The following is a 25,653-nucleotide window of genomic DNA, read 5'->3' on the forward strand; positions in this document are numbered from 1 at the left end:
GCGTCTTCCGCGACAGGGGATTGGTTGATGCGCGTGCTGCTGATCGAGGACGAGCCGACGACTGCCAAGGCGATCGAGCTGATGCTCCACGCCGAAGGGTTCAACTGCTACACCACCGATCTGGGCGAAGAGGGCCTCGATCTCGGCAAGCTGTACGATTACGACATCATCCTGCTCGACCTGAACCTGCCGGACATGCACGGCTATGACGTGCTGAAGAAGCTGCGCGTCGCCCGCGTGACGACGCCGGTCCTGATCCTGTCGGGGGTCAGCGAGATGGACTCGAAGGTGCGCAGCTTCGGCTTCGGCGCCGACGATTACGTGACCAAGCCGTTCCACCGCGAGGAACTGGTCGCCCGCATCCACGCCGTCGTCCGCCGGTCGAAGGGCCATTCGCAGTCGGTCATCCGCACCGGCAAGCTGGCAGTGAACCTGGATGCCAAGACCGTCGAGGTCGATGGCGCCCGCGTCCACCTGACCGGCAAGGAATATGCGATGCTGGAGCTGCTGTCGCTCCGCAAGGGCACGACGCTCACCAAGGAAATGTTCCTCAACCACCTCTATGGCGGCATGGACGAGCCCGAGCTGAAGATCATCGACGTCTTCATCTGCAAGCTGCGTAAGAAGCTGTCGATGGCCTGCGACGGCGAGAACTATATCGAGACCGTCTGGGGCCGCGGCTACGTGCTGCGCGAGTCGGACGAGGTGGTGGCGACCGCCGTCGCCTGACCTACCCTGTCCTATCTTCGTCATGCCGGGCTGGTCCCGGCATCCACCGTGCCACGCATCCAGCACATGTTGCTCGTGCGGAACAGTGGATGCCGGGACCAGCCCGGCATGACATAAAGAGGAAAAGAGCGGATCAGCCGCCCTTCCGCTCCCACACCTTCTCGCCGCCGACCCACGTCTCCTGCACCTTGGTCGCGCGCAGGTCGGATGGACTGGCGAGCAGCGGGTCGCGATCGACGATGATGAAGTCCGCCCGCTGCCCCGGCGCCAGCCGCCCGAACTTGTCTTCCGCGAACGCCGCATAGGCGCCACCCTGCGTGAAGGCGCGCCACGCCTGCTCGCGCGTCACCGCCTCTTCCGGGCGCCAGCCGCCCGAGGGCTGCCCGTCCGCATCCTGCCGCGTGAACGCCGCCGCCCAGCCCGCGAACGGGTCGGGCCGCTCGACCGGGAAGTCCGACCCGAACGCCAGCGGCACCCCGTTGGCCAGCATCGTCCGCCACGCATAGGCGCCCGCGAGCCGGGCCGCGCCCAGCCGCGCCTCCGCCATCGTCCGGTCGCTGGTCTGGTGGGTCGGCTGCATCGAGGCGATCGTGCCGTGCGCCGCGAACCGCTTCAGGTCGGTCGGATCGATCACCTGCGCATGCTCGATCCGCCAGCGCCGGTCGCCCTTGTAGGTCGCCGACAGCTCCTCGATGGCGTCGAGCACCTGCGCGTTGGCGCGGTCGCCGATCGCGTGGACGGCGACCTGGTAATTGTCCATCGCTGCCCGGCTCATCAGGTTGCGGATGACCGTGTCGGTCATGAAACCCAGCCCGCTCTGCCCCGGCGCATCCGCATACGGCGCCTTCAGCCACGCCCCGCGCGAGCCGAGCGCACCGTCGCCGTACAGCTTCACCCCTGCCAGCCGCAGCCGGTCGGCATAGAGCCAGGGGCTCGGCCCGGTGCCGCCGATCCGCACCGTATCGTCGATCCCCGCGCCATAGCTGATGATCCGCACGCGCAGGGCGCCGCGGTCGGCGACGCGGCGATAGCTCAGCCAGTCGTCGACGCTCGTCCCCATGTCGGCGGCCGCGGTCACTCCCATCGACAGCAGCGTCGCCTGCGCGCTCAGCACGGCGGTATCCCGATCCTTGGGCAGCGGCTGCGGCACTGCCTTGCGCACCAGATCCTGGGCGGCGTCGACGAAGACACCGGCGGGTGTGCCACCCGCCCCCTTCTCGATCCGTCCGCCCGCCGGCGAGACGCTGGCGGCGGTCACCCCCGCTGCCCGGATCGCGGCGCTGTTCGCCCAGGCCGCATGCCCGTCGATCCGCGACAGGAAGACCGGCCGGTCGGACACCACAGAGTCGAGGTCGGCGGCGGTCGGGAAGCGACCCAGCCCCCAGCGCTCCTGGTTCCAGCCGCCACCCAGGATCCACTTCCGGTCGGGGTTTGCCGCGGCATAGGCGGCGATCCGCGCCTTCGCCTCATCCAGCGTCCGCGCCGTCGACAGGTCCAGCAGCACCGCCGAGAAACCCAGCTCCATCACATGTCCATGCGCGTCGACGAAGCCGGGCAGCAGCACCCGCCCCTTCATGTCGGCGCGCCAGTCCAGCCGGTCGGGCCGCTTGTCCTTGGCGGCGAGCAGCTTCACCACCTTGCCGTCCGGGGTCATCAGGATGCCCGTGAAGCGCACCACCTTACCGTCTGCGTCCAGGGTCATGCCGTCGACATTGTCGATCAGCGCGTCGGCCAGCGCCGGCTGCGACACGGCCAAGAGGGCGAGAGTGACGGACGTCAGGAGAACCGGCTTTACCATGGGACGTGGGCATAAGCGGTGTTCCCCCGCCGCACCAGACCGTCTAGGCAGGCGCCATGGCAACGCAGATCAAGTCCGCTCCGGAGAACGAAGCCCTCCCCGTCACCATCGACGACGTCCGGGCCGCGCATGCGCGCATTCGCGACGCGATCGTCCGCACGCCGACGCTCATCAGCCGGACGCTGTCGAACCTGACCGGCGCGACTGTCTATCTGAAGTTCGAGAACCTTCAGTTCACCGCCGCCTACAAGGAGCGCGGCGCGCTCAACACGCTGCTCCAGCTGTCCGAGGAGGCGAAGGCCAAGGGCGTGATCGCCGCCTCTGCCGGCAACCACGCACAGGGCCTCGCCTATCACGCCAATCGGCTGGGCGTGCCCGCCACCATCGTCATGCCGCGCAACACGCCGACGGTGAAGGTCGTCCAGACCGAGGGACACGGCGCCGACGTGGTGCTGGAAGGCGACACCTTCGACGCCGCCTATGCCCATGCCCGCGTGCTGGAGGCGGAGCGCGGTTATACCTTCGTCCACCCCTTCGACGACCCGCGCGTGATCGCCGGCCAGGGCACCACCGCGATCGAGATGTTCGAGGACGTGCCCGAAATCGACACGCTGGTGACGCCGATCGGCGGCGGCGGCCTGATATCCGGCATGGCGACCGTCGCGCGTGCGCAGGGCCGCCCCATCGAGATCGTCGGTGTCGAGGCGGAGCTGTTCCCCTCGATGTACAACCGCATCAACGGCACCGACATGCCCTGCGCCGGCGACACGCTGGCCGAGGGTATTGCGGTCAAGGAGCCGGGCGGCATCACCGCCCGCATGGTGGCCGCGCTGGTCGACGACATCCTGCTGGTCGGTGAGCGCAGCCTGGAAGAAGCGGTCAGCCTGCTGCTCCAGATCGAGAAGACGGTGGTCGAGGGTGCCGGCGCCGCCGGCCTTGCCGCGCTGCTCGCCCATCCCGGCCGCTTTGCCGGCAAGACGGTCGGCGTGGTGCTGTGCGGCGGCAACATCGACACGCGGCTGCTCGCCAACGTGCTGCTGCGTGACCTGGCCCGATCCGGTCGGCTCGCCCGGCTGCGCATCCGGTTGCAGGATCAGCCCGGTGCGCTGTTCAACGTCGCCCGCCTGTTCGATCAGGAACGGGTCAACATCATCGAGGTCTATCACCAGCGCGTCTTCACCACCCTGCCGGCCAAGGGGCTCATCACCGATATCGAGTGCGAGACGCGCGACCAGGCGCATCTCGACCGCCTCGTCACTGCGCTCCGCGCGGCCGGATACGAGACGACGCAGGTCGAACTGGCTTGAGATAATGTCGGTAACGTCTCAGGATCGGGGCACATTCCAGGAGACGGCACGATGAGACCGACATTCTGCATCATGCTCGCCGCCGCAGCGCCGGCTTCGGCCCAGGCACAGGCCCCCGCGCCTACGATCGGCGTAGCGGGCGCGACCCTGACGTCGCAGACCAGAAGCGGCGCCGTAACGCTGTCGGTAGATCCCGCGCTGAAGGACGGCCGGCTGTCGATCCGCATCGTCGCCGCCAATCGCGGCGATCAGCCCCAGCGGTTCGGACCGGAGGCGATCGCCGTCTCCGCGGAGAGCAGGGCCTTCGCCGTCGCGACCGCAGACCAGGTGTTGCGGCGCGCGGGACCGGCGCCGCGCGACTCCGCGCTCGCGCGGGCGTCGGCAGCACCGGTCATCCCCGGCTTTGGGCAGAAGGACACATCGGGCGCCGCCAACCCGGCCAATATCGATGCGGGTATCCCCGACGAACGCTTCGTTCGACCGGAAACCGCGCCGGAAAACGAGAATGCCCGCGCGCTCCGCGCTGCGCTGCTGTCGTCGGCGATGGTGGCACCCCATGCCAGTCTCGGTGGCGCCGTCCTGACCGACCGGGTTCCGCGCAAGGCGAAGACGTTCGAGATCGCCGTGACCTTCGCCGGGGACACGCACCGCTTCACGGTGACGCGCCCCTGATCCGGCAAGGTGAACCCGCCCGGCAGCCGGGCGGGTTCGTCGTCGGATCAGTTGCTGTCCGAATCGTCCTCGCTGTCCTTGACGATCGCGATCACGCCGATCGCGGCAATCCCGGCCGCAATCACGGCGGCTACGATCCCGCCGCCGCCTGCCGCCAGCTTGCTCGACTTGTCGCCCGACGCGCTGGCGCGGGCCGACTTGGCGACCGACAGCGACGCCGCCGGATTGGCGGCGGCGGCAAGCGCCGGCGATGCGGTCAGCGATAGCGCCGCGGCGGTCGCAAGAACGGACTTGATACCCATAACGATACTCCTGTGAATGTCCGACGACGAACGGCACCTGCCGGAATGGGTTCCGCACGCGCATCCCCGGAATGCCACAGCCGGGGCGGACCGCCCCGGGGAACGGTCGGAGCGTTAAGCTCCTCGACGCAAATGGCTGGTAAAGTCGCTTCCCACGCGGGCCCGGCGACAGCATATACGGCCCCATAGTCGTTTCATTGGGGGTCCGCCGGCGGTGACTGCGCCTTTTCGTTTTCCGCGCTTCTTCGTCACCAGCCCCTCGCCCTGCCCCTATCTGCCGGGGCGGCAGGAGCGGAAGGTGTTTACCGAGTTGACCGGCCCGCACGCGACCGAACTGAACGACGCGCTCGGCCGCATCGGGTTCCGCCGCAGCCAGGGGGTCGCCTATCGCCCGTCCTGCGCGGGCTGCACCGCCTGTGTCTCGGTCCGCGTGGTGACGGGCGAGTTCGTCCCCAACGCCACCCAGCGCAAGCTGCTGCGCCGCCATGCCGATCTGGAGGTCGTCGCCTGTCGCGCCTGGGCGACCGACGAGCAGTTCCAGCTGCTCCGCCGCTACCTTGCGCTGCGTCACCCCAGTGGCGGCATGGCGGGCATGGACGAGGACGATTATGCCGATATGATCGAGCATTCGCCGGTGAACTCGCTGATCGTCGAATATCGCGAGCCGGCGGTGAACGGCCGCCGCGGCCGGCTGGTCGGCGCGTGCCTGACCGACCGTCAGGCGGACGGCCTGTCGATGATCTACAGCTTCTTCGATCCCGAGCATTCCTCGCGGCCCGCGCTCGGCAACTTCATCATCATGGACCATATCATGCGCGCGCGCGACGCGGGCCTGCCCTATGTCTATCTCGGCTATTGGGTGAAGGGGTCGTCGCGGATGGCGTACAAGACCCGCTATCGCCCGCTCGAGGCGTTGAGCCCCGCCGGCTGGCGCCAGCTGCGCGACGACGAGATGGCCGCTACGCCTCCGACACTCTGACCTCCACGTCCAGCCGCTCGTCCCCTTCGCCGAGCCGCGATCCGGCGACCGGCGCCGCGCCCACGGCGTCGAGGGCGACGGCGACACGGACATGCTCCTCCTCAGGCGAAAGCCCCGTGTCCGGGTCGAAGCCGACCCAGCCCAGTCCGTCGACATGCGCCTCCGCCCAGCCGTGCGGCGTCGCCCGCGCCTCGCGCGCCAGGCAGCGATAGCCGCTGACATAGCGTGCCGGAGCACCGATGCTGCGCGCCGCCACGGCGAAGATCTGCGCCGCATCGCGCGCGGTCGCACTCTCCCTAAGCCAGGCTTTGCCGGCCGTCAGCTCGGGGTCCGGCCGTCCGGCGTCGGGCGCGAACCGGGCATGGACACCCGCGTTGATCCGGTGCAGCGCGGTCAGCATCGGCACCCCGGACGCCATCTCCGCGGCCCATGCGGCGATGGCGGGATCAGGCGCGGTCGCCGGGGTCGCGCGCAGGAACACGGGCGGCGGCAGCGTCTCGTGCACGCCGTGGAGCACCCCGTCGGAGTGGCTGGTCAGCACCTCGCCGGTGATCGCGATCTCGATGCCGTCGAGCGGTCCCTCGGCATAGAGCATCGTCACCGCATTGCCCCAGCCGTCGCGACCCTCGCGCAGCAGCGCGTCGCAGTCGACGTCGATCCGCCAGCGCGCCACCGTCTGGTCGTGCGAGTTCTGCGGGGTCAGGCGCAGCATCTGCACCAGCCGCGCCTGCGGGGCGGTGAAGCGATACGCCGTGCGGTGATGGATCGACAGCCTCATGCCCCGTTACGCTCCCCCAGACCGTGTGCCCTCGACTATCCGAACTTGAACTGCCGCCCGATCGCGCCGTGAAGCAGCGCATTCTCGTGGATGAAGCTCTGCAGGAACTGGTGCAGGCCAGACGCGATCACCTCGCCCGATCGGGTGCGCGCCATCCGCGTCGCCCGCATCCGCGCCATCCGGTCCGCCTCGCCATGCAGTCCGGTCCGCCGTGCGAGCAGGGAGAGCACGTCCACCGTCTCCTCGACCGAGGCGGCCAGGCTGCGCGGCAGCTCGCCGCGGGCGACCAGCAGATCGATGACGTTGGCCGGCTGCAACCCATCCGAATAGAGCCAGCGATAGGCGGTCACCGCCGACACGGTCTGCAATATCGTCGTCCACTGGTCGCGATCGACGACGCCGCCGACCCGCTCGCCGGCGGGCAACAGGATATGGTATTTCACGTCGAGCAGCCGCGCGGTGTTGTCCGCCCGCTCGATCGCCTGCCCCAGCCGGATGAACCAGGTCGTCTGGTTGCGCAGCATCCGGTGGACCGCGCCCTCGAACCCGCGCGTCTCGGTCTTCACCGCGTCGACCAGGTTCAGCACCGCGGTGGGATCGTCCGCCGGCGGCCGCCCCTCGAAGATCAGCCAGGCGCGGTTGATCGCTGCCCATGCCTCGCGCGTCAGCGCGGTGCGTACCGCGCGGGCATTCAGCCGCGCCATCTCGGTACAGCGGATGATCGACCCCGGATGGCTGGGATCGACGGTCAGGAACCGGGCGACGTCGCGACGCCGGATTTCGCCTCCGGTCGCGCCGAAAGCGGCGTCGGTCTCGGTCACGGTCAGCGCCGATGCCCAGGCCGCCTGCCCCGCCGGCCGCGCCGACAGCACGTCGAGCCGCACCGTCGCCTCGACCAGCCGCGCGATAAAGTCGGCCCGCTCGAAATAGCGGCCCAGCCAGTAGAGCGACGATGCGGTGCGGCTGAGCATCAGGCGCCGCCCCCCATGCTCTGCGTCATGCCACCTATCGTCTGGGTCATGGGCGCAGCATCGTCCATCAGCACGAAACTGTCCTTGGTGCCGCCGCCCTGGCTGGAATTCACCACCAGCGAGCCCTCGCGCAGCGCGACGCGGGTCAGGCCGCCGGGTACCACCTGCACGCCCTTCGATCCGGTCAGGACGAAGGGGCGGAAGTCGACGTGACGTGGGGCCAGCCCCCGCTCTGCCATGGTCGGCACGGTCGACAGCGCCAGCGTAGGCTGCGCGATGTAGCGGTGCGGCTCGGCGACCAGCGCGGCGCGGAACGCGGCGATCTCGGCCTTGCTCGCGGTCGGTCCGACCAGCATGCCATAACCGCCCGACCCGTCGACCAGCTTCACCACCACCTCGTCGAGATGGTCGAGCACGTACTTCAGCGCCTCGGGTTCGCGGCAGCGCCACGTCTCGACATTGGGCAGCTTCGCCTCACCGCCCGAGTAGAAGCGGACGATGTCGGGCATATAGCTATAGATCGCCTTGTCGTCGGCGATGCCGTTGCCCGGCGCGTTGATGATCGCGACGTTTCCGGCGGCATAGGCGGCGATCAGCCCCGGCACGCCCAGCATCGAATCCGGCCGAAACACCAGCGGGTCGAGGAAATCGTCGTCGACCCGGCGATAGATCACGTCGACCTTCACCCGCCCCGCGATCGTCCGCATCCAGACGATGTCGTCGTCCACCACCAGGTCGACCGCCTCGACCAGCTCGATCCCCATCGAGTCGGCCAGGAAGCTGTGCTCGTAATAGGCCGAATTGTAGTGGCCGGGCGTCAGCACCACGCAGGTCGGCGCACCGACGCCGTGCGGGGCGACCGACTTCATCACCTCCAGCAGCCGGTCGGGATAGCTGTCGACCGCCGCCACCCGGAACTCGCGGAACAGCTCCGGGCACAGCCGCAGCATCGCCTCGCGGTTCTCCAGCATATAGCTGACGCCTGACGGCGTGCGGGCATTGTCCTCCAGCACGAAGAAGTCGTCGGGCCCGGTGCGGACCAGGTCGATCCCGCAGATATGCGCCCACACGCCGTGCGGCGGGCGGATGCCGGCGATCTCGGGCCGGAACTGCGGGTTCGACAGGATCAGGTCGGCGGGCAGCACCCCTTCGCTCAGGATGCGGCGCTCACCATAGATGTCGTCGAGAAAGGCGTTGATCGCCTCGACCCGCTGGACCAGCCCCTCGGACAGGCGCGCCCACTCGTCATGCAGGAACACGCGGGGGACGATGTCGAACGGGATGATCCGCTCGCTGGCGTCGCTGTCGCCATAGACGGCGAAGGTGATGCCCAGCTGGCGGAACGCCGCCTCGGCGGATTGCTGGCGTCGGCGCAGTTCGGTGTCCGACGTGACGCTCAGCCAGCGGCCAAGGGCCGCCAGTTCCGCCCGCGGCGGCGGGCCGCCCGTCGTCCCCATGATCTCGTCGAACGCGTCCTGCCCCATCGATCCCCGACATGCTTGGTGACAAGCAACCATGCTGCGCGCTTTCGTTGCAGCGCACAAGGGCCGGGCCGGTTATTTACGTGCCGAGTGCCTCCAGCATCGCCGGGGTCAGTACCTGCGGCAACACGCGGGGTGCGGCGGCACCCGGCGCATAATAGAGATAAAGGGGCACCCCGGCGCGATTGTGCCGCTCGATGAAACGACCCATCGCGGGATCGCCATCGGTCCAGTCGCCGACCAGCACCGCCACCTTCGCTTTCGCGAAAGACGCCTGCACGCCGTCGCGCTCGATCGCTGCCTTCTCGTTGACCTTGCAGGTCAGGCACCAGTCGGCGGTGAAGTAAGCGAAGACCGGCCGCCCCTCCGCCCGCAGCGCGGTGAGCCGCGCCTCGGTAAACGCCTCCCCACCCGCCACCTTCGCTGCGCCAGCGGGTGCCGGCTGCAGGGTCAGCACCGCTGCGAACGCCAGCGCCCCCGCGACACCCGCCGGCCAGAAGCTGCGCTCGCGCCCGGCCAGCTGCCGCCGCCCGGTCCACCACAGCCCGGTCGCCGCGATCAGCAGCGCCGCCAGCCCCAGCGTCATCCCGTCGACCCCGGCCTGCCGCCCCAGCACCCAGGCGAGCGCCAGCGCCGTCAGGAACATCGGCAGCGACAAGATGCGCCGCAGCCGCGCCATCCACGCCCCCGGCTTCGGCAGCCGCCGCCGCAGCGCCGGCACGAAGCCCAGCGCGAGGAACGGCAGCGCAATCCCCAGCCCCAGCCCGGCGAAGACGAGCAGCGCCGCCGCCGCCGGCAGCACCAGCGCCGCGCCCAGCGCCGCGCCCATGAACGGACCCGTGCACGGCGTCGCCACGAACGCCGCCAGCGCCCCGGTCGCGAACGCGCCGCCGGTGCCCGCCCGCCCGGCGAAGCGCGGCGTCGGCAGCTCGAACAGCCCGGCCAGGTTGAACGCGATGCCGGTGACCAGCAGCAGCAGCACACCGATCACCCGCGGGTCCTGCAGCTGGAACGCCCAGCCGACCGTCGCCCCGCCCGCGCGCAGCGCCAGCAGCCCGGCACCGAGCGCCAGGCAGACCAGCACCACGCCCGCGGTATAGGCCAGCGCCTCCGCCCGCGCCGCCCCCTCGGTGCCGCCGCTCTTGGCCAGGCTCAGCGCCTTCAGGCTCAGGATCGGGAAGACGCAGGGCATGACGTTCAGGATCAGCCCGCCCAGCACCGCCCCCGCGAACGCAACCAGCGCCACGCCCCAGCCGCTACCGCCCGCGGACGGGCGCGCGACGCTGCCGGGCATCGCGCTGACCGCGAAACCCTGCCCGTCGCCGGTCGCCAGCACCCCCTCGATCCGGCCGGTCGGCGGCGTGGCCGCGGCCTTGGTCGCGACCACCAGCCGGTCGCCCTCGCGCGTCACCGTCTGGTGTGCGGCCATGTCGATCGTGCCGGCCTCGGCCGGGTAGAAATAGGCGTCGGCCGGCGCCGCATCGGCGGGAAACGGCACCGACATCCGCAGCGCGCCCGCCTCCGCCTGCCAGGTTCCGACCGACCCAAGCGGGCGCGGCAGCGCCCGTCGCCAGCCGTCGAAGCGCGCCCGCACCGCCGGCACGATCGCACCGCGCCCGACCGTCAGCGCCAGCGACACCGTCTGCTTCTCCGGCACGCAGACCTGCCGGGTGCAGACCAGATAGTCGAGCGTCACGCCGACCGGCAGCCGCGTACCCTCGGCCAGTCCCGCCGGCACCGCCAGATCGACGAGCAGCGCATAGGGCCGCTCATAGACATAGTTCATCAGCCCCGCGACGATCAGCCGCTCGGGCACCGGATAGCGCAGCGTCCCGACCTTCGCGCCCGCCGGCAGCGTCCAGTCGGCGCGCATCGGGAAACCGGCGTCGCCCGGGTTCTGCCAATAACCGTGCCAGCCCGGCTGCGGCGTCGCGGCGATCGCCAGCGTCACCGTCGATCCCGGCGCAGGTGTCACGCTCTCCGCCACCAGCTCCATCGCCAGATGCCGCTCGCCCGGGGCCTGCGCCAGCGCCGCGGCGGGTGCCAGCAGCAGCGCCAGACATGTCATCATCCTGCAAAGCATCGCGGTCACTCAGGCGTCCTCGCGTGGCCGGTTGCGTCGCCACTTGCCGCGATCCATAGCCGCGACGCGCAGCCTTACCAAGGACGACCCCCGCATGACCGCCGCCAAGCTCGCCGCCCTCCTCGCCGCAACCTTCCTTGCCACCCCACTTGCGGCGCAGACCAGCTCGCCCGTGCCGCAACCGGCCGCGAGCACGCCCGGCCTGCCCGAGACACCGGCGCCGCCGCCCCCGCCCTTCCCCTCCGCCGCGCCAAAACTGATCGTCGCGATCTCGGTCGACCAGTTCTCCGCCGACCTCTTCGCCCAGTATCGTAACCATTATACCGGCGGGCTCGCGCGCCTGCTGACCGGCGGCGTCTTCCCCTCGGGCTATCAGAGCCACGCCGCGACCGAGACCTGCCCGGGCCACTCGACCATCCTGACCGGCTATCGGCCGGCCCACACCGGCATCATCGCCAACAACTGGATCGACCAGCGCGTCGGCCGGCCCGACAAGACCGTCTACTGTTCCGAGGACGAGCGCGTTCCCGGCTCCAGCCACGACAGCTACACCGTGTCCGACATGCACCTGAAGGTGCCGACCCTGGGCGAGCGGATGAAGACCGCCGACCCGCGCACCCGCGTCGTCTCGGTCGCCGGCAAGGACCGGGCGGCGGTGATGATGGGCGGCCACAAGGTCGACGAGCTGTGGTGGTGGGACGGCAAGACCTATACCAGCTATGCCGGCCGCGCCGTGCCGCCGGTCGTCCAGCGCACCCGCGACGCGGTCGCCGCGCTGATCGCCCGGCCGCAGACTGCGCTGCCGCTGCCCGGCTGGTGCCGTTCGGTCGACCGGGCGATCACCGCCGGCACCGCCACCGTCGGCCAGGGCCGGTTCGAGCGCGCGGCCGGCGACGCCCGTGGCTTCCGCACGTCCCCCGCCGCCGACGCGGCGGTGCTCGCGATGGCCGCCGGCCTCGTCCAGGACATGGCATTGGGCAAGGGCCCGGCGACCGACATCATCGCGGTCGGCCTGTCCGCCACCGACTATATCGGCCACGCGCTGGGTACGCAGGGCACCGAGATGTGCATCCAGATGAACGAGCTGGACCAGTCGCTCGCCGGCTTCTTCGCGGTGCTCGACGAAACCGGCATCGATTACGAGGTGATGCTCACCGCCGACCACGGCGCCCATGACATGACCGAGCGGCAGCAGCAGCGCGCCATGCCGATGGAGGCGCATGTCGCGCCGGAGGCGCTGGCCGCCGCGGTCGGCGCGGCGATCGGCCGCGACTTGGGGCTGACCAGCCCTGTACTGCTCGGCACCGAGGGCGATATCTATCTCTCGACCGCGCTTCCTGCCGCGCAGCGCCCGCGCGTGCTGGCCGAGGCGGTGCGCCGCTACCGCGGGCTGCCGCAGGTCGCCGCCGTGTTCACCGGCACAGAGATCGCCGCCTCGCCGATGCCGACCACGCCTCCCGAGACCTGGACCCTGCTGGAGCGCGCCCGCGCCAGCTACGACGCGCAGCGCTCGGGGGACCTGCTCGTCCTCCTGAAGCCGCGCGTCACCTCGATCGAGAACCCGGCGCCCGGCTATGTCGAGACGCACGGCAGCCCGTGGGATTACGACCGGCGCGTGCCGATCCTGTTCTGGCGCAAGGGGATGACCGGATTCGAACAACCGCTGTCGGTCGAGACGGTCGACATCATGCCGACGCTGGCCGCGACGATCGGGCTGAAGGTGTCGGGGCAGGACGGCCGCTGCCTCGACCTCGATCCCGGCCCGGCGGACACCTGCCGCCGCTGACGCGCGCGCCCTTGCCTCCGTCGCCGCCCCTCGCCTAACCATCCGACGGGGGCGGCGGCGGGACCGCCGCGGGGAGATGAAGAAGATGCACGCCATGTCGCCGACGGAGGTGTTTCTCCTCGCCATGCTGCTGATCTTCTCGGTCCCTTATGCCGTGTGGCGGCTGGGGCGGACCGATTATTGGGCGCCGCTGGTCGTGGTGCAGATCGTCGGCGGCATCCTGCTCGGCCCCGGCGTGCTCGGCGCGCTCTTCCCCGGCTACTACGCCTTCGTCTTCACGCCGCAGACGATCGGATCGCTGAACGGCATCGCCTGGTGGGCGGTGATGATCTTCGTGTGGATCGCCGGCATCGAACTGGATCTGACCGAGGCGTGGCGCCGACGTGGCGAGACGGGCGTCACCGCCGGCCTCGCCCTCGGCGTGCCGCTCGTCACCGGCAGCGTGGCGGCGGTGCTGATGCTGCGCTTCCCCGGCTGGCGCGGGCCAGAGGGCGCGACGTGGCAGGTGGTGCTGGGCATCGGAATGGCCTGCGCCGTCACCGCCCTCCCCATCCTCGTCCTGCTGATGGAGAAGCTGGAGATCCTGCGTCGACCGCTCGGCCAGCGCACGCTGCGCTATGCCAGCCTGGACGATATCGCGATCTGGGGTGTGCTGGCGCTGATCCTGCTCGATTGGGAGCGGGTCGGGCGGCAGGGCGGCTTCCTCGTCGCCTTCGCGCTCGCCACCTGGGGCATCCGCTGGGCCATGCCGCGTATCGCCGAGCGCGACCGCTGGTATGTCAGCCTGATCTGGCTCGCCGCCTGCGGCTTCGCCGCGGACTGGGCGGGGCTGCACTTCATGGTCGGCGCGTTCCTGGCCGGCGCGGTGATGGACGCGCACTGGTTCGATCAGGCGCGGATGGACCGGTTCCGCGAGACGATCCTGCTCGCGGTCATGCCGGTCTTCTTCCTGTCGACGGGCCTTCGCACCCAGTGGGGCGTCGGCGGCGCGACGGTGTTCGCCGCGGCGGCGCTGCTGCTGGCCGCGTCGGTCGGCGGCAAGCTGGTCGGGGTCGGGCTGGCCGGCCGCATTCTGAAATGGCCGAAGGGCGATGCGAGCGCCATCGGCTGGCTACTTCAGACCAAGGCGCTCATCATGATTATCTTCGTCAACATCCTCCTCGACAAGCACATCATCACCAACGAGACCTTCACGGCCCTGCTGCTGATGGCGCTCGCCTCGACGATGCTGACTATGCCGATGGTCGCGCCCCGCCTGCGCCGCGATCCGGCACTGATCGACCGGGGGTTCTGACCTCCGCCCCATCCCGTCATCCCTGCCTGCGCGAGGATGACGATCACTGGACGTAGATGCTCAGTCCAGATTGGGCCGCAGCCAGCGCGTCGCCTGCGCCACGTCCACGCCGCGCCGCGCGGCATAGTCGACAACCTGATCCTCGCCGATCCGCGCGACCCCGAAATACTCCGCCTGCGCATGGCCGAAATAGAAGCCGGACACCGCCGCCGTCGGCAGCATCGCGAAACTGTCGGTCAGCGTGATCCCGACCGCCGCCTCCGCGTCGAGCATGTCGAAAAGCGTGCGCTTCAGCGAATGCTCGGGGCAGGCCGGATAGCCCGGCGCGGGACGGATGCCGCGATACTGTTCGCGCACCAGCGCCTCGTTGGTCAGCTGCTCGCCCAGCGCATAGCCCCACAGGTCGGTCCGGACATGCGCGTGCAGCCGCTCGGCGAACGCCTCCGCCAGCCGATCCGCCAACGCCTTCAGCAGGATGTCGTTGTAATCGTCATTGTCCGCCTTGAACCGTGCCAGATGCGGTTCGATGCCGTGGATGCCGACCGCGAAGCCGCCCATCCAGTCGCCCGCCGGATCGATGAAGTCGGCAAGGCACATATTGGCCCGCCCCTCACGCTTGGCGATCTGCTGGCGCAGGAACGGCAGGCGGACGCTCGCTTCCTGCGTCCGGTCGAGATTGGGTATGTGAAAGCCATCGGGGATGCTCGCGCCATCCGGGCTGCGATGCGAATCCTGGTGCTGGGTGTAGACCCAGACATCGTCGTCATGGCGATGGCACGCCCACAGCCCGGCGACGCCTCGCGCGGTCAGCCACTTCTCCGCGACGATCCGGTCGAGCATCGCCTGCGCGTCTGCGTACAACCCGCTCGCACTTTCGCCCACGACCTCGTCGGTCAGGATCGCAGGGAAATTGCCGGCCAGTTCCCACGCGCGAAAGAACGGCGTCCAGTCGATGTAATCGCGCAGGTCGGCCAGGTCCCAGGCGTCGAACACATGCACGCCGGGCCTGGCCGCAGCCGGCGCCTTCAGTGCCATGTCGACCGTCAGCCCGCGCGCGCGCGCCTCGGCGAGCGGCAGCAGGTCGTTCTGACCCTTGTTGGCGCGGGCGATCCGCACCTTCTCATATTCGTCGGCGATGCCGGCGACATAGGCGTCGCGCTGGGTGTCGCTGACCAGCGTCGTCGCCACGCCGACCGCGCGCGACGCATCGAGCACATGGACGATCGGCCCGTCATAGGCGGGCGAGATGCGCAGCGCGGTATGCACCTTCGATGTCGTCGCCCCGCCGATCAGCAGGGGCATCGTCATCCCTGCCCGCTTCATCTCCTCGGCGACGGTCACCATTTCATCGAGGCTGGGGGTAATCAGCCCCGACAGCCCGATCATGTCGGCATCGTTCTCGTTCGCCGCTTCGAGGATCTTCGACCACGGCACCATGACGCCCAGATCGACCACGTCGAAGCCGTTGCACTGCAGCACGACCCCGACGATGTTCTTGCCGATATCGTGGACGTCGCCCTTGACCGTCGCCATGACGATCTTGCCCTTGCCCTTGGCGCCGGGTTCCTTGGCGGCCTCGATGAAGGGCAGCAGGTGCGCGACCGCCTTCTTCATGACGCGCGCCGACTTGACCACCTGCGGCAGGAACATCTTGCCCGACCCGAACAGGTCGCCGACGACGTTCATCCCGTCCATCAGCGGCCCCTCGATCACCTCGATCGGGCGGGCGAACGTCTGACGGCATTCCTCGGTATCGTCGACGACATGCGCGTCGATGCCCTTGACCAGCGCATATTCCAGCCGCTTGGTGACGGGCAGCGATCGCCACTCCGCCGCCGCCTTTTCCGCCACCGCATCGGTGCCGCGGAACCGCTCGGCAAGCGCGACCAGCCGGTCACCCGCTTCGGGATCGCGGTTGAGGATGACGTCCTCGCACGCCGTCCGCAGCTCGGGATCGATCGTGTCGTAGACGTCCAATTGCCCCGCATTGACGATCCCCATGTCCATCCCCGCAGGGATCGCATGGTAGAGAAAGATCGAATGCATCGCGCGGCGCACCGGTTCGTTGCCGCGGAAGCTGAACGACAGGTTGGAAAGCCCGCCCGAGATATGCGCGTGCGGGCAGCACGCCTTGATCGCCTTGCAAGCCTCGATGAAGTCGACGCCGTAATTGTTGTGCTCCTCGATCCCCGTCGCCACCGCGAAGATGTTGGGGTCGAAGATGATGTCCTCTGGCGGGAAGCCGATGGTCATCAGCAGGTCGTACGCGCGCGCGCAGATCTCGACCTTGCGCGCCTGGGTGTCGGCCTGCCCGACCTCGTCGAACGCCATCACCACAACGGCGGCGCCATACGCCATGCAGCGCCGCGCATGGTGGAGGAAAGCGTCCTCGCCCTCCTTCATGCTGATCGAATTAACGATCGGCTTGCCCGACACGCACTTCAGCCCCGCCTCGATCACGCTCCATTTCGAGCTGTCGATCATGACCGGCACGCGCGCGATGTCGGGCTCGGCGGCGATCAGCTTCAGGAAGGTGGTCATGGCGAACTCGGCGTCGAGCAGCCCTTCGTCCATGTTGACGTCGACCACCTGCGCGCCGTTCTCGACCTGGCTGCGCGCAACCTCGACCGCCCGGGTATAGTCGCCGGCCATGATGAGCTTCTTGAACGCCGCGGACCCCGTGACGTTGGTACGCTCGCCGATGTTGACGAACTGGGCGGAGGAATTGGTGGTCATTCGGTAAACCTCGTCATCCCGGCGAAGGCCGGGATCTCGTGCCGCAAGGGCGCGCTATCGCAACTGGCAGGCCCCAGCCTGCGCTGGGGCGACGATAGTGGGCTTCACGCCGCCATCGTGAACGGCTCCAGCCCCGCTAGCCGCGTCCGCACCGCCGGCACCGGGATCGCGCGCGGCGTCACCCCGTGCGCCATGTCGGCGATCGCCCTGATATGCGCCGGCGTCGAGCCGCAGCAGCCGCCCAGCACATTGACCTGCCCCGCCAGCGCCCACTCGCCGACCAACCCCGCGGTCGTCGCCGGCGCCTCGTCATAGGCGCCCAGCTCGTTGGGTAGCCCGGCATTGGGATAGACCATGATGAGCGTGTCGCAGATGTCCGACAGCGTCTTCACATGCGGGCGCAACTGCTCCGCCCCGAACGAGCAGTTCAGTCCGATCGTCACCGGCCGCGCGTGGCGCACCGCATGCCAGAACGCCTCGACCGTATGCCCCGACAGGTTGCGCCCCGACAGGTCGGTCAGCGTCATCGACAGCATCAGCGGCAGGTCGCGCCCCAGATCGTCGGCCGCGTCGAGCGTCGCCATGATCCCCGCCTTGGCATTCAGCGTGTCGAACACCGTCTCGATCAGGATGAAGTCGGCACCCCCCTCGACCAGCGCGTCGATCTGCTCGCGGTACACACCCTTCAGATGGTCGAAGTCGATCTCGCGGAAACCGGGATCGTTGACGTCGGGCGACAGCGACAGCGTCTTGTTCGTCGGCCCGATCGCACCCGCCACGAAGCGGGGGCGGCCGTCGCGCGCCTGGAACTCGTCGGCGATCCGCCGCGCCATTGCCGCGCTCTCGACGTTGATCTCGCGCACCAGATGCTCGGCGCCGTAATCGGCCTGGCTGATCCGGTTGGCCGAGAAGGTATTGGTTTCCGCGATGTCCGCCCCCGCCTCGAAATAGGCGCGGTGGATCGCGGCGGGCACCTCGGGCTTGGTCAGCGCGAGGATGTCGTTGTTGCCCTTCTGGTCGTGGCTGAGGGCCAGCGTGCCGGCATAGTCGGCCTCCGACAGCTTCCAGTTCTGGATCTCCGTCCCGAACGCGCCGTCGGTGATGAGGATGCGCTTGGCGGCTTCGCCCAGGAATGTGTCGCGAATGGTCATCGTCTGTCTCTCATGCGTCCCCGCGAGGGCGGGGACCCAGTGCTGGGTTCCCGCCTTCGCGGGAGCACATCGGGAAGTTAGGCCGCTTCCACCGCAGCCGCCGGCTTCGCCCGCACACCCAACAGGTGGCAGATCGCGAAAGCCAGCTCGGCCCGGTTCAGCGTGTAGAAGTGGAGCTGCTTCACCCCGCCGGCATAGAGCCGGCGCGAGAGTTCCGCCGCCACCGTCGCCGCGACCAGCTGGCGCGTGGCGGGATGATCGTCCAGTCCCTCGAACAGGCGCGCCATCCAGGCGGGTACATCGGTGCCGCACATCGCGCTCATCCGCTGGACGCTGGCGAAATTGGCGACCGGCATGATCCCCGGCACGATCTCGGCCCGGATCCCCGCCGCGGCGACGGCGTCGCGGTAGCGGAAGAACGTCTCGGGCTCGTGGAAGAACTGGGTGATCGCGCGGCTCGCGCCCGCGTCCAGCTTGCGCTTCAGATTGTCGAGGTCGGCCGCCGCATCGGCCGAATCCGGATGGCATTCGGGATAGGCCGCGACCGAGATCTCGAACGGATGCAGCCGCTTCAGCCCGGCGACCAGCGCCGCCGCATTCTCGTACCCGCCGGGATGGCTCGCGAACTTCGCCCCCTGCTGCGGCGGATCGCCGCGCAGCGCGACGATGTGGCGCACACCCGCCGCCCAATATTCCTGCGCGACCTGGTCGATCTCCTCGCGCGTCGCCTCGACGCAGGTCAGGTGCGCCGCCGCCGCCAGCGACGTCTCGCGCTGGATGCGCGCGACCGTCGCATGGGTCCGCTCGCGGGTCGTTCCACCCGCGCCATAGGTGACCGAGACGAAGCGGGGCGCCAGCGGCTCCAGCGTCCGCACCGCGGCCCATAGCTGCTCCTCCATCTTCTCGTTCTTGGGCGGAAAGAATTCGAAGCTCACGTCCAGGTCGCCACCGACATCGGCGTAGAGCGGCGATTCCAGCGCGCGCCGCGCCTCCGCCAGCTGGTTGACCGAGATCGTCATGCCGCCTTCACCTCTTGCAGGGCCTGGGGCGCCTTGCGCACCAGCCACAGTTTCACCGTCAGTTCGCCGCCACCCAGCGTCTCCACCCTCGTCACGCGCAGACCGGCAGCGCTCGCCCAGCCGGCGATCTGCTCGTCGGTAAAGCCCAGGCGGACATGCGCGTCGCGGGCGCGCAGTTCCTCGCGATCATGCGGCGCGAAGTCGGCGATCAGCAGCCGCCCGCCCGGCGCCAGTACCCGCGCCGCCTCGGCGATCGCGGCCCCCGGCTGCTGCGCGAAATGAAGGACGTGGTGGATGATCGCGACGTCCGCCGCATCGTCCGCCATCGGCAGCGCATAAAGGTCCGCCTGACGCAGCTCGGCATTGGCGACACCGGCCAGCTTGGCCCGTGCCAGCCGCAGCATCTCCGACGAGCGGTCGATGCCCAGCGCCGCGTCGGCCCGCCCGGCGAACAGCTCCAGCATCCGCCCGGTCCCCGTGCCGATATCGATCAACGTGCCGAGCGATCGGTCGCCCGCGCCCAGCATCTCGGCGATCGCGGCCTCCACCTCGGTCTCGGCGACATGGAGGGAACGGATCGCGTCCCACTCCCCGGCATGCGCCTCGAACCAGGCATTGGCCGACGCCGCGCGGTCGGCGCGCACCGCCGCCAGCCGAGCCGCATCCGCCACGGCCCAGTGATCCGCCTGCCCCTCCGCCCAGCCGTCGAGCGCGGCGGCGATCGGCGTCACCACGGCCGGATCGCCCAGCGCCACGAACACCCAGCTGCCCTCCTTGCGGCGCTCGGCCAGCCCCGCGTCGCACAGGATCTTGACGTGTCGCGACACCCGCGGCTGGCTCTGCCCCAGCACCTGCGCCAGCTCGCCGACCGACAGCTCCATCCGGCGCAGCAGCACCAGGATGCGCAACCGCGTCGCATCGCCCAGCGCGCCGAAGATGTTGAGAGGCTCGACCATCGTGGATCATCATATAAAGAAATCTTTATATGCGGTCAATCGAACGTGCCGATGGAGCCGATTGGGATCGGTGGCGTTACGATCCCCACGCCAAAGGTCTACAACTGGGAGAAGGCCATGAAGAAGCTTATCGTACCGGCGCTCGCCGCCATTGCCCTAGCTGCCTGCAGCCAGCACGCGCAGAACGAAACGTCCGAGGCCGCCGGCGCCGTCGCTGCCGATGTCGATGCGACGACCAGCAATGCTGCCGCCGATGTCGATGCCGCGACCGACCGCGCGCTCGACCATGCCGAAACCAGCCTCGACAATGCCGGCGCCGCGATCGACCACAATGCCGACAAGGCAGGCGCCGCGATCGGCAATGCCACGGACCGCGCCGCCGATGCCACCGGTAGTGCGCTCGAGAACACCGGTCGCGCCATCCGCGACTGATCCCGGCCGCCCCCGTCCGCCATCGGGGCGGGCGGGGGCGTTCCTCATGACCCGGACGTTTCCATGACCCTGCGCCGTCTCGGCTCCACCGACCTCAAGATCGCGCCGCTGGTGCTCGGCGGCAACGTGTTCGGCTGGACGGCCGATCGCGACGTGGGCTTCGCGGTGCTTGACGCCTTTGTCGAGGGCGGCGGGACGATGATCGACACGGCCGATGTCTATTCCGCCTGGGTCGACGGTCACAGCGGCGGCGAGTCGGAGACGATGATCGGCGAGTGGCTGCGCAGCTCGGGCAAGCGCGACAAGGTCGTGATCGCCACCAAGGTCGGGATGCTGCCGGGCGAAGGCGGCGAGAAGCTGGCCCCTGCTCGCATCGCCGCCGCCTGCGACGCGTCGCTGCGCCGACTGGGTGTCGACCATATCGACCTCTACTACGCGCATCAGGACGACGAGAGCGTCCCGCAGGAAGAGATGCTTGCCGCGTTCGGCAGGCTGATCGACGCCGGCAAGATCGGCGTGCTCGGTGCGTCCAACTTCACCGCCGCGCGCTTGAAATCCGCGGTCGACCTGTCCCGCGACGGCAGCCTGCCGCGCATCCACGTCCTTCAGCCCGAATATAACCTCGTCAGCCGTCACCGGTTCGAGGGCGAGCTGCAGGATTTCTGCGTCACCGAGAATATCGCGGTGCTGCCCTATTACGGCCTCGCCTCCGGTTTCCTGACCGGCAAGTACCGGTCGCGCGACGATCTGGGCAAGAGCGTGCGCGGCGGGCGGATGGCGGATCTTCTGGATGGCAAGGGTGCGGACATGCTCGCCGCGATGGACGAGGTCGCGGCCGAAACCGGCGCCACCCCCGCCCAAATCGCGCTGGCCTGGCTGATCGCCCAGCCCGGCGTCACCGCGCCGATCGCCAGCGCGACCAGCGTCGACCAGCTGCACGACCTTCTGCCGGCGATGACGCTGGACCTGTCGAAGGAACAGCTGGAGCGGCTGACCGACGCTGGCGCCTGATCGCCTGTCACGATAGGCTGGCGCGGTGATCCTGCTGCGTCCCCTGATCGCCCTGTTGCTATGGCTCGGTCTCGCCATGCCCGCCCAGGCCGCGGTCACCGCGACCTTCTGGAGCCATGAGCTGGGCAACAGCTTCCCCCACGCCTTCTTCACTCTGCGCGGTGTCCCCGATGCCGGGGGCCCGCCGGTCGACATCGCATATGGCTTCACCGCGCGCACGCTCAGTCCCGCCATCCTCTGGGGCACGGTCGCCGGGCGACTGGAAACGGCCAAGCCGAACTATATCAGCGGCAGCGATGCGCAGTTCGCGGTGATCCTGACCGACGCGCAGTATGCCGCGCTGCTGGCCCTCGCCCGTGCGTGGAGCGAGGAAGGTGGCGACAACAGCTACAATCTCAACCGGCGCAACTGCGTCCACTTCGTGCAGGAGGCGGCACGCCGCGTCGGCCTGACCGGCCTCGACCAACCCCGCCTGATGAAGAAGCCGCGCTCCTTTCTGAAGGCGGTCGGCGCCGCCAACGCCGGCCGGGTGATCCAGCTCGGCATCTCCGGCAAGGCGTATCTCTCCACCCTGCCGCCGCTGCCGGCGCATTGAACCCGCTTCCTTTCGCATCGCTGACGTCGCCATTCAGCTTCGCCTCACCGCGCGTGGCGCACAGACGGTCTCACGGCGGGAATGGCCATCGGGGTCGTTCGAGAGGCGCCGGTTGATTGAGGATCGACGAGGATGCGTAACCTGATCGGCGTGTTGCTGGCCGCATCGATGCTGGCACCGATGGCGGCCCAGGCCCAGCGTGAGGGTCCGCGCGACGACGACCGGGGCCGGGCCGAACAGCGCGGGCCGCGTGGCCCGCGTCCCGACGGTTTTCGCGGTGAGCGCCCGCGCGGCGACGCGCCGCGGCCCGAAAATTTTCGCTCCGATGCCCCGCGTCCGGACTGGACCCGCAACGAACGCGGCGGTCCCGGCGCGCCCGGTGGCGACCGCCCCTCGCCGCCCGCCGGCGTCGGCCCGGACGCAGGTGATCGCAGGCCCGATGCTCGCCCGGTTCGCGGCGGAGAATTACGCGGCGACGAGCTACGCGGCGAGCGTCGCGACTTCGACCGTGACGATCGTCGCTACGACGGCGATCGCCGACGCGACGGGAACGGTGGCGGCTTCCAGGGCCGGCGCGACAATGATCGCTCCTGGCGCGACGATCGCCGTGCCGACCGTGGCGGCTGGAACGACGGACGCGGTCGAACCGATGGCCGGGGCTGGAACGACGGACGCAGCTGGAACGACAATCGGGGCTGGAGCAACAATCGCGGCTGGAGCGGTCGCGAGGGCAGAGGCTGGGATCGCGGCTGGCACGGTCAGAGCCGCTATGACTGGACCCGCTACCGCGACGTGAACCGCGGCGCGTTCCACCTGCCGCGCTACTATGCGCCCTATGGCTGGAACGGCGGCTATCGCCGGTTCGGCATCGGGTTCAGCCTGTCGAGTGCGCTGTGGGGCGAGAATTACTGGATCTCCGACCCCTATGCCTATCGCCTGCCCGACGTGTACGGCCCCTATCGCTGGGTCCGCTACTATGACGACGCGCTGCTCGTCGACCTGCGCAGCGGGCAGGTGGTCGACGCGGTCTACGGCATCTTCTGGTGACATATGCGAAGCGGCGGTGCCGACGCGCCGCCGCTTCGCTCTTGCACAACACGGGGCGCGATACGAAACAGGGACGATGAGCTTCTTCGCCCGTACCCGCAAACCCGCGACCTCTTCCGTCCGCCAGCTCTTCGGCCTTCAGGTCGCGACCCGTCTCGATGCCGATCCCAGGGTCCAGCGGGCGGCGATCGACGCGGCGCAGGTCTATTACTATCCCGACTTCCTCGACGACGCGACGTGCGACCGGCTGATTGCCATGATCGACGCGCATCGACGCCCCTCCACCCTGCTGTCCGATCGCAACGACCAGGGCTTCCGCACCAGTGACAGCTGCGACATGGACCGCTGGTCCCCCGACGTGCAACCGACTGACGAGGCGATCGCCACGCTGCTCGGCATCGACGCCGCACATGGCGAGACGATGCAGGGGCAGCGCTATGCGCCCGGCCAGCATTTCCGCGCGCACCACGACTATTTCCACTCGACCGAGAGCTATTGGGAGCGGATGCAGAAGGAGGGCGGTCAGCGCACCTGGACCGCGATGATCTACCTGAACGCGGTCGAGGAGGGCGGCGCCACCTGGTTCCCCCAGGCCGGGATCAAGGTCGCGCCGAAGCGGGGCCTGCTTCTCACCTGGAACAACATGAAGCCCGACGGCAGCCCCAACGAGGCGACCATCCACGAGGGAATGCCGGTCGTCGCCGGCACCAAGTACGTCGTCACCAAATGGTTTCGCGAGGATCGCTGGATCAAGTGACCGTACTCGGCATCACCCGCTCGCTCGCCGGCCAGCCGTGGCGCTGGCGTGCGCTCGCCGCCGATGCGCGCGACGGCATGGCCGGGCAGGACGCGCTGGTCGACCAGCTGCTGCTCGCCCGTGGCTGCCCGCCCGATCTGCTCGACGACCACAAGGCGCCGTCGATCCGCGCCTTCATGCCCGATCCGTCGATCTTCCGCGACATGGACCGTGCCGCCGCGCGTCTCGCGGATGCGGTGGTGGCGGGGGAGCAGGTCGCCATCTTCGGCGACTATGACGTGGACGGCGCGACCTCCACCGCCCTCCTGATGCGTGTGCTCCGCGACTGCGGCCTCGCTCCCCGCTTCTATATCCCCGACCGTTTGACCGAGGGATATGGCCCGACCGCTACCGCCCTCCACCGGCTGGTCGCCGAGGGCGCGACGCTGATCGTCACGGTAGACTGTGGCGCCCAGGCGTTCGACGCACTGGGCGCGATGGAAGCGGCGGTGGTGGACATCGTCGTCGTCGACCACCACCAGTGCGCCACCGCCCTCCCCCCCGCCCATGCACTGGTGAACCCCAACCGCCTCGACGAGGTGGCGGAGGCGTCGGCGCACGGCCATCTCGCTGCGGTCGGCATGTGCTTCCTCCTCGCCGCCGCGCTGGTCCGCACCTTGCGCGCGCGCGGCTTTTTCGCGAGCCGGGCCGAGCCGCGGCTGCTCGACCTGCTCGACCTCGTGGCGCTCGGCACCGTCGCCGATGTCGCGCAGCTCCGCGGCCTCAACCGCGCCTTCGTCGCGCAGGGGCTGAAGGTGATGGCCCGCCGCGCCGATATCGCCCTTGCCGCCCTTGCCGATGCCGCCCGCTTGTCGCGCGCACCGACCTGCACCGACCTCGGCTTCGCGCTCGGTCCCCGCATCAACGCTGGCGGCAGGGTCGGTCGCGCCGATCTCGGCGTCCGCCTCCTGACCACCGCGGACCCTGCCGAGGCACACGCCCTCGCCGCCGAGCTAGACCGCCTCAACGAGGAACGCCGCGCGATCGAAGCGGCCGTCCAGGCGGAGGCGGACGAGCGCGTCGACCTGTCCGCCTCGGTCGTGGTCGTCGGTGGCCATGGCTGGCACCCTGGCGTCATCGGTATCGTCGCCGGGCGTTTGAAAGAGCGGCTCGGCCGCCCGGTCGTCGTCGTCGCGATCGACGAGCATGGCGTCGGCAAGGGCTCCGGCCGCTCGATCGCCGGCGTCGACCTCGGCGCCGCGGTGCTCGCCGCCAAGGAGCATGGGCTTCTCGTCGCCGGCGGCGGCCACGCCATGGCGGCCGGGCTGACCGTGCAGGCGGATGCGGTGCCTGCCCTCACCGCCTTCCTCGACGATCGCCTGCGCGCCGGCGTCGAGCGCGCGCGCGAGGACCGTGCCCTGCTCCTCGACGCGGTAATGGCGCCCGGCGGCGTCAATCCGGACCTCGTCCGCTCGCTCGACGCGGGCGGACCTTACGGCGCCGGCTGGCCGTCACCGCGCATCGCCGCCGGCCCGTTCCGCCCCGTCCGCGTCGACGTGGTCGGCAATGGCCATGTAAGGTTGGTCGCCGCCGGTGCGGACGGCAACACCGTCAAGGCGATCGCATTCCGCGCCGCCGATACGCCGCTCGGCCAGGCCCTGCTCGCCGCCCCGCCGCACCGCCGCCTGTGGCTGGCCGGTCGCGTTCGCCTCGACGAATGGGGTAGCCGCCCCGCCGCCGAACTCCATCTCGACGATGCGGCCTGGGCGGATTGACGCCGGCCCAACACT

22 protein-coding genes are annotated in these 25,653 nt (G+C 69.6%); 12 read left to right on the forward strand and 10 right to left on the reverse strand.

Going from position 1 to position 25,653, the window contains the following annotated elements; translation table 11 throughout:
• Nucleotides 1-27 precede the first annotated feature (27 nt).
• Nucleotides 28-729 (forward strand): response regulator transcription factor CtrA, encoded by a 702-nt coding sequence (gene ctrA / locus Q5H91_RS05295; protein WP_305172173.1) that lies wholly within the window; start codon nt 28-30, stop codon nt 727-729.
• A 133-nt stretch (nt 730-862) separates the two neighbouring features.
• Here the strand turns inward: ctrA and Q5H91_RS05300 are convergent, their stop codons facing one another.
• On the reverse strand, nt 863-2,527 hold the full coding sequence (locus tag Q5H91_RS05300; protein ID WP_305172174.1) for an amidohydrolase: 1,665 nt from the start codon (nt 2,525-2,527) through the stop codon (nt 863-865).
• 56 nt (nt 2,528-2,583) lie between these two features.
• Between Q5H91_RS05300 and Q5H91_RS05305 the strand changes: the two genes are divergently transcribed.
• Together Q5H91_RS05305 and Q5H91_RS05310 are read left to right on the forward strand one after the other, a co-directional pair.
• On the forward strand, nt 2,584-3,834 hold the full coding sequence (locus Q5H91_RS05305; protein WP_305172175.1) for a threonine ammonia-lyase: 1,251 nt from the start codon (nt 2,584-2,586) through the stop codon (nt 3,832-3,834).
• 51 nt (nt 3,835-3,885) lie between these two features.
• Nucleotides 3,886-4,506, forward strand: a complete 621-nt coding sequence (locus Q5H91_RS05310) for a hypothetical protein (protein WP_305172176.1) — start codon at nt 3,886-3,888, stop codon at nt 4,504-4,506.
• Between the two features lie 47 nt (nt 4,507-4,553).
• On the opposite strand, the gene Q5H91_RS05315 is transcribed toward Q5H91_RS05310, so the two are convergent.
• Nucleotides 4,554-4,808, reverse strand: coding sequence for a hypothetical protein (locus Q5H91_RS05315; RefSeq protein WP_305172177.1), 255 nt, complete (start codon nt 4,806-4,808; stop codon nt 4,554-4,556).
• A gap of 214 nt (nt 4,809-5,022) precedes the next feature.
• Between Q5H91_RS05315 and Q5H91_RS05320 the strand changes: the two genes are divergently transcribed.
• On the forward strand, nt 5,023-5,787 hold the full coding sequence (locus Q5H91_RS05320) for an arginyltransferase (RefSeq protein ID WP_305172178.1): 765 nt from the start codon (nt 5,023-5,025) through the stop codon (nt 5,785-5,787).
• Here the strand turns inward: Q5H91_RS05320 and Q5H91_RS05325 are convergent.
• The 4 genes from Q5H91_RS05325 to Q5H91_RS05340 form a co-directional block, all read right to left on the reverse strand.
• A complete protein-coding gene (locus Q5H91_RS05325; RefSeq protein ID WP_305172179.1) occupies nt 5,768-6,565 on the reverse strand; it encodes a transglutaminase family protein in 798 nt (265 codons plus the stop codon). The genes Q5H91_RS05320 and Q5H91_RS05325 overlap by 20 nt on opposite strands.
• Before the next feature lie 35 nt (nt 6,566-6,600).
• A complete protein-coding gene (locus Q5H91_RS05330) occupies nt 6,601-7,536 on the reverse strand; it encodes an alpha-E domain-containing protein (RefSeq protein WP_305172180.1) in 936 nt (311 codons plus the stop codon).
• Nucleotides 7,536-9,020 (reverse strand): circularly permuted type 2 ATP-grasp protein, encoded by a 1,485-nt coding sequence (locus tag Q5H91_RS05335; RefSeq protein WP_305172181.1) that lies wholly within the window; start codon nt 9,018-9,020, stop codon nt 7,536-7,538. Before Q5H91_RS05335 ends, Q5H91_RS05330 begins: the two co-directional genes overlap by 1 nt.
• A 76-nt stretch (nt 9,021-9,096) precedes the next feature.
• Complete coding sequence (locus Q5H91_RS05340) at nt 9,097-11,088, reverse strand: protein-disulfide reductase DsbD family protein (RefSeq protein WP_370655220.1); 1,992 nt, start codon at nt 11,086-11,088, stop codon at nt 9,097-9,099.
• 106 nt (nt 11,089-11,194) lie between these two features.
• On the opposite strand from Q5H91_RS05340, the gene Q5H91_RS05345 reads away from it, so the two are divergent.
• Together Q5H91_RS05345 and Q5H91_RS05350 are read left to right on the forward strand one after the other, a co-directional pair.
• Nucleotides 11,195-12,886 (forward strand): alkaline phosphatase family protein, encoded by a 1,692-nt coding sequence (locus Q5H91_RS05345; RefSeq protein WP_305172182.1) that lies wholly within the window; start codon nt 11,195-11,197, stop codon nt 12,884-12,886.
• Nucleotides 12,887-12,971: 85 nt separating this feature from the next.
• On the forward strand, nt 12,972-14,180 hold the full coding sequence (locus Q5H91_RS05350; RefSeq protein ID WP_305172398.1) for a cation:proton antiporter: 1,209 nt from the start codon (nt 12,972-12,974) through the stop codon (nt 14,178-14,180).
• 60 nt (nt 14,181-14,240) lie between these two features.
• Here the strand turns inward: Q5H91_RS05350 and metH are convergent, their stop codons facing one another.
• From metH to Q5H91_RS05370, 4 genes are all read right to left on the reverse strand, one after another.
• Nucleotides 14,241-16,916: a methionine synthase gene (gene metH, locus Q5H91_RS05355; RefSeq protein WP_305172183.1), complete on the reverse strand. Its 2,676-nt coding sequence runs from the start codon at nt 16,914-16,916 to the stop codon at nt 14,241-14,243.
• Nucleotides 16,917-17,020: 104 nt separating this feature from the next.
• Nucleotides 17,021-18,067: a homocysteine S-methyltransferase family protein gene (locus Q5H91_RS05360; RefSeq protein ID WP_305172184.1), complete on the reverse strand. Its 1,047-nt coding sequence runs from the start codon at nt 18,065-18,067 to the stop codon at nt 17,021-17,023.
• Nucleotides 18,068-18,144: 77 nt separating this feature from the next.
• A complete protein-coding gene (gene metF, locus Q5H91_RS05365) occupies nt 18,145-19,086 on the reverse strand; it encodes a methylenetetrahydrofolate reductase [NAD(P)H] (protein ID WP_305172185.1) in 942 nt (313 codons plus the stop codon).
• Nucleotides 19,083-20,042, reverse strand: coding sequence for an ArsR/SmtB family transcription factor (locus Q5H91_RS05370; RefSeq protein ID WP_305172186.1), 960 nt, complete (start codon nt 20,040-20,042; stop codon nt 19,083-19,085). The genes metF and Q5H91_RS05370 overlap by 4 nt, the downstream gene beginning before the upstream one ends.
• Nucleotides 20,043-20,159: 117 nt before the next feature.
• Between Q5H91_RS05370 and Q5H91_RS05375 the strand changes: the two genes are divergently transcribed.
• From Q5H91_RS05375 to recJ, 6 genes are all read left to right on the forward strand, one after another.
• The gene (locus Q5H91_RS05375) at nt 20,160-20,474 is read left to right on the forward strand and encodes a lipoprotein (protein ID WP_305172187.1); all 315 of its coding nucleotides are present in this window, start codon (nt 20,160-20,162) and stop codon (nt 20,472-20,474) included.
• A gap of 63 nt (nt 20,475-20,537) precedes the next feature.
• Entirely contained in the window at nt 20,538-21,485 is a 948-nt protein-coding gene (locus tag Q5H91_RS05380; RefSeq protein ID WP_305172188.1) for an aldo/keto reductase, read from the forward strand.
• 25 nt (nt 21,486-21,510) lie between these two features.
• Nucleotides 21,511-22,080, forward strand: a complete 570-nt coding sequence (locus tag Q5H91_RS05385) for a hypothetical protein (protein WP_305172189.1) — start codon at nt 21,511-21,513, stop codon at nt 22,078-22,080.
• A 132-nt stretch (nt 22,081-22,212) separates the two neighbouring features.
• Complete coding sequence (locus Q5H91_RS05390; RefSeq protein ID WP_305172190.1) at nt 22,213-23,127, forward strand: RcnB family protein; 915 nt, start codon at nt 22,213-22,215, stop codon at nt 23,125-23,127.
• A gap of 76 nt (nt 23,128-23,203) precedes the next feature.
• Nucleotides 23,204-23,884, forward strand: coding sequence for a prolyl hydroxylase family protein (locus Q5H91_RS05395; RefSeq protein ID WP_305172191.1), 681 nt, complete (start codon nt 23,204-23,206; stop codon nt 23,882-23,884).
• Nucleotides 23,854-25,638: a single-stranded-DNA-specific exonuclease RecJ gene (recJ, locus tag Q5H91_RS05400; RefSeq protein ID WP_370655221.1), complete on the forward strand. Its 1,785-nt coding sequence runs from the start codon at nt 23,854-23,856 to the stop codon at nt 25,636-25,638. The genes Q5H91_RS05395 and recJ overlap by 31 nt, the downstream gene beginning before the upstream one ends.
• The last annotated feature ends 15 nt before the right edge of the window (nt 25,639-25,653 follow it).

This window comes from Sphingomonas aurea (genome assembly GCF_030678875.1).
GTDB classification, from domain to species: Bacteria; Pseudomonadota; Alphaproteobacteria; order Sphingomonadales; family Sphingomonadaceae; genus Sphingomonas; species Sphingomonas aurea.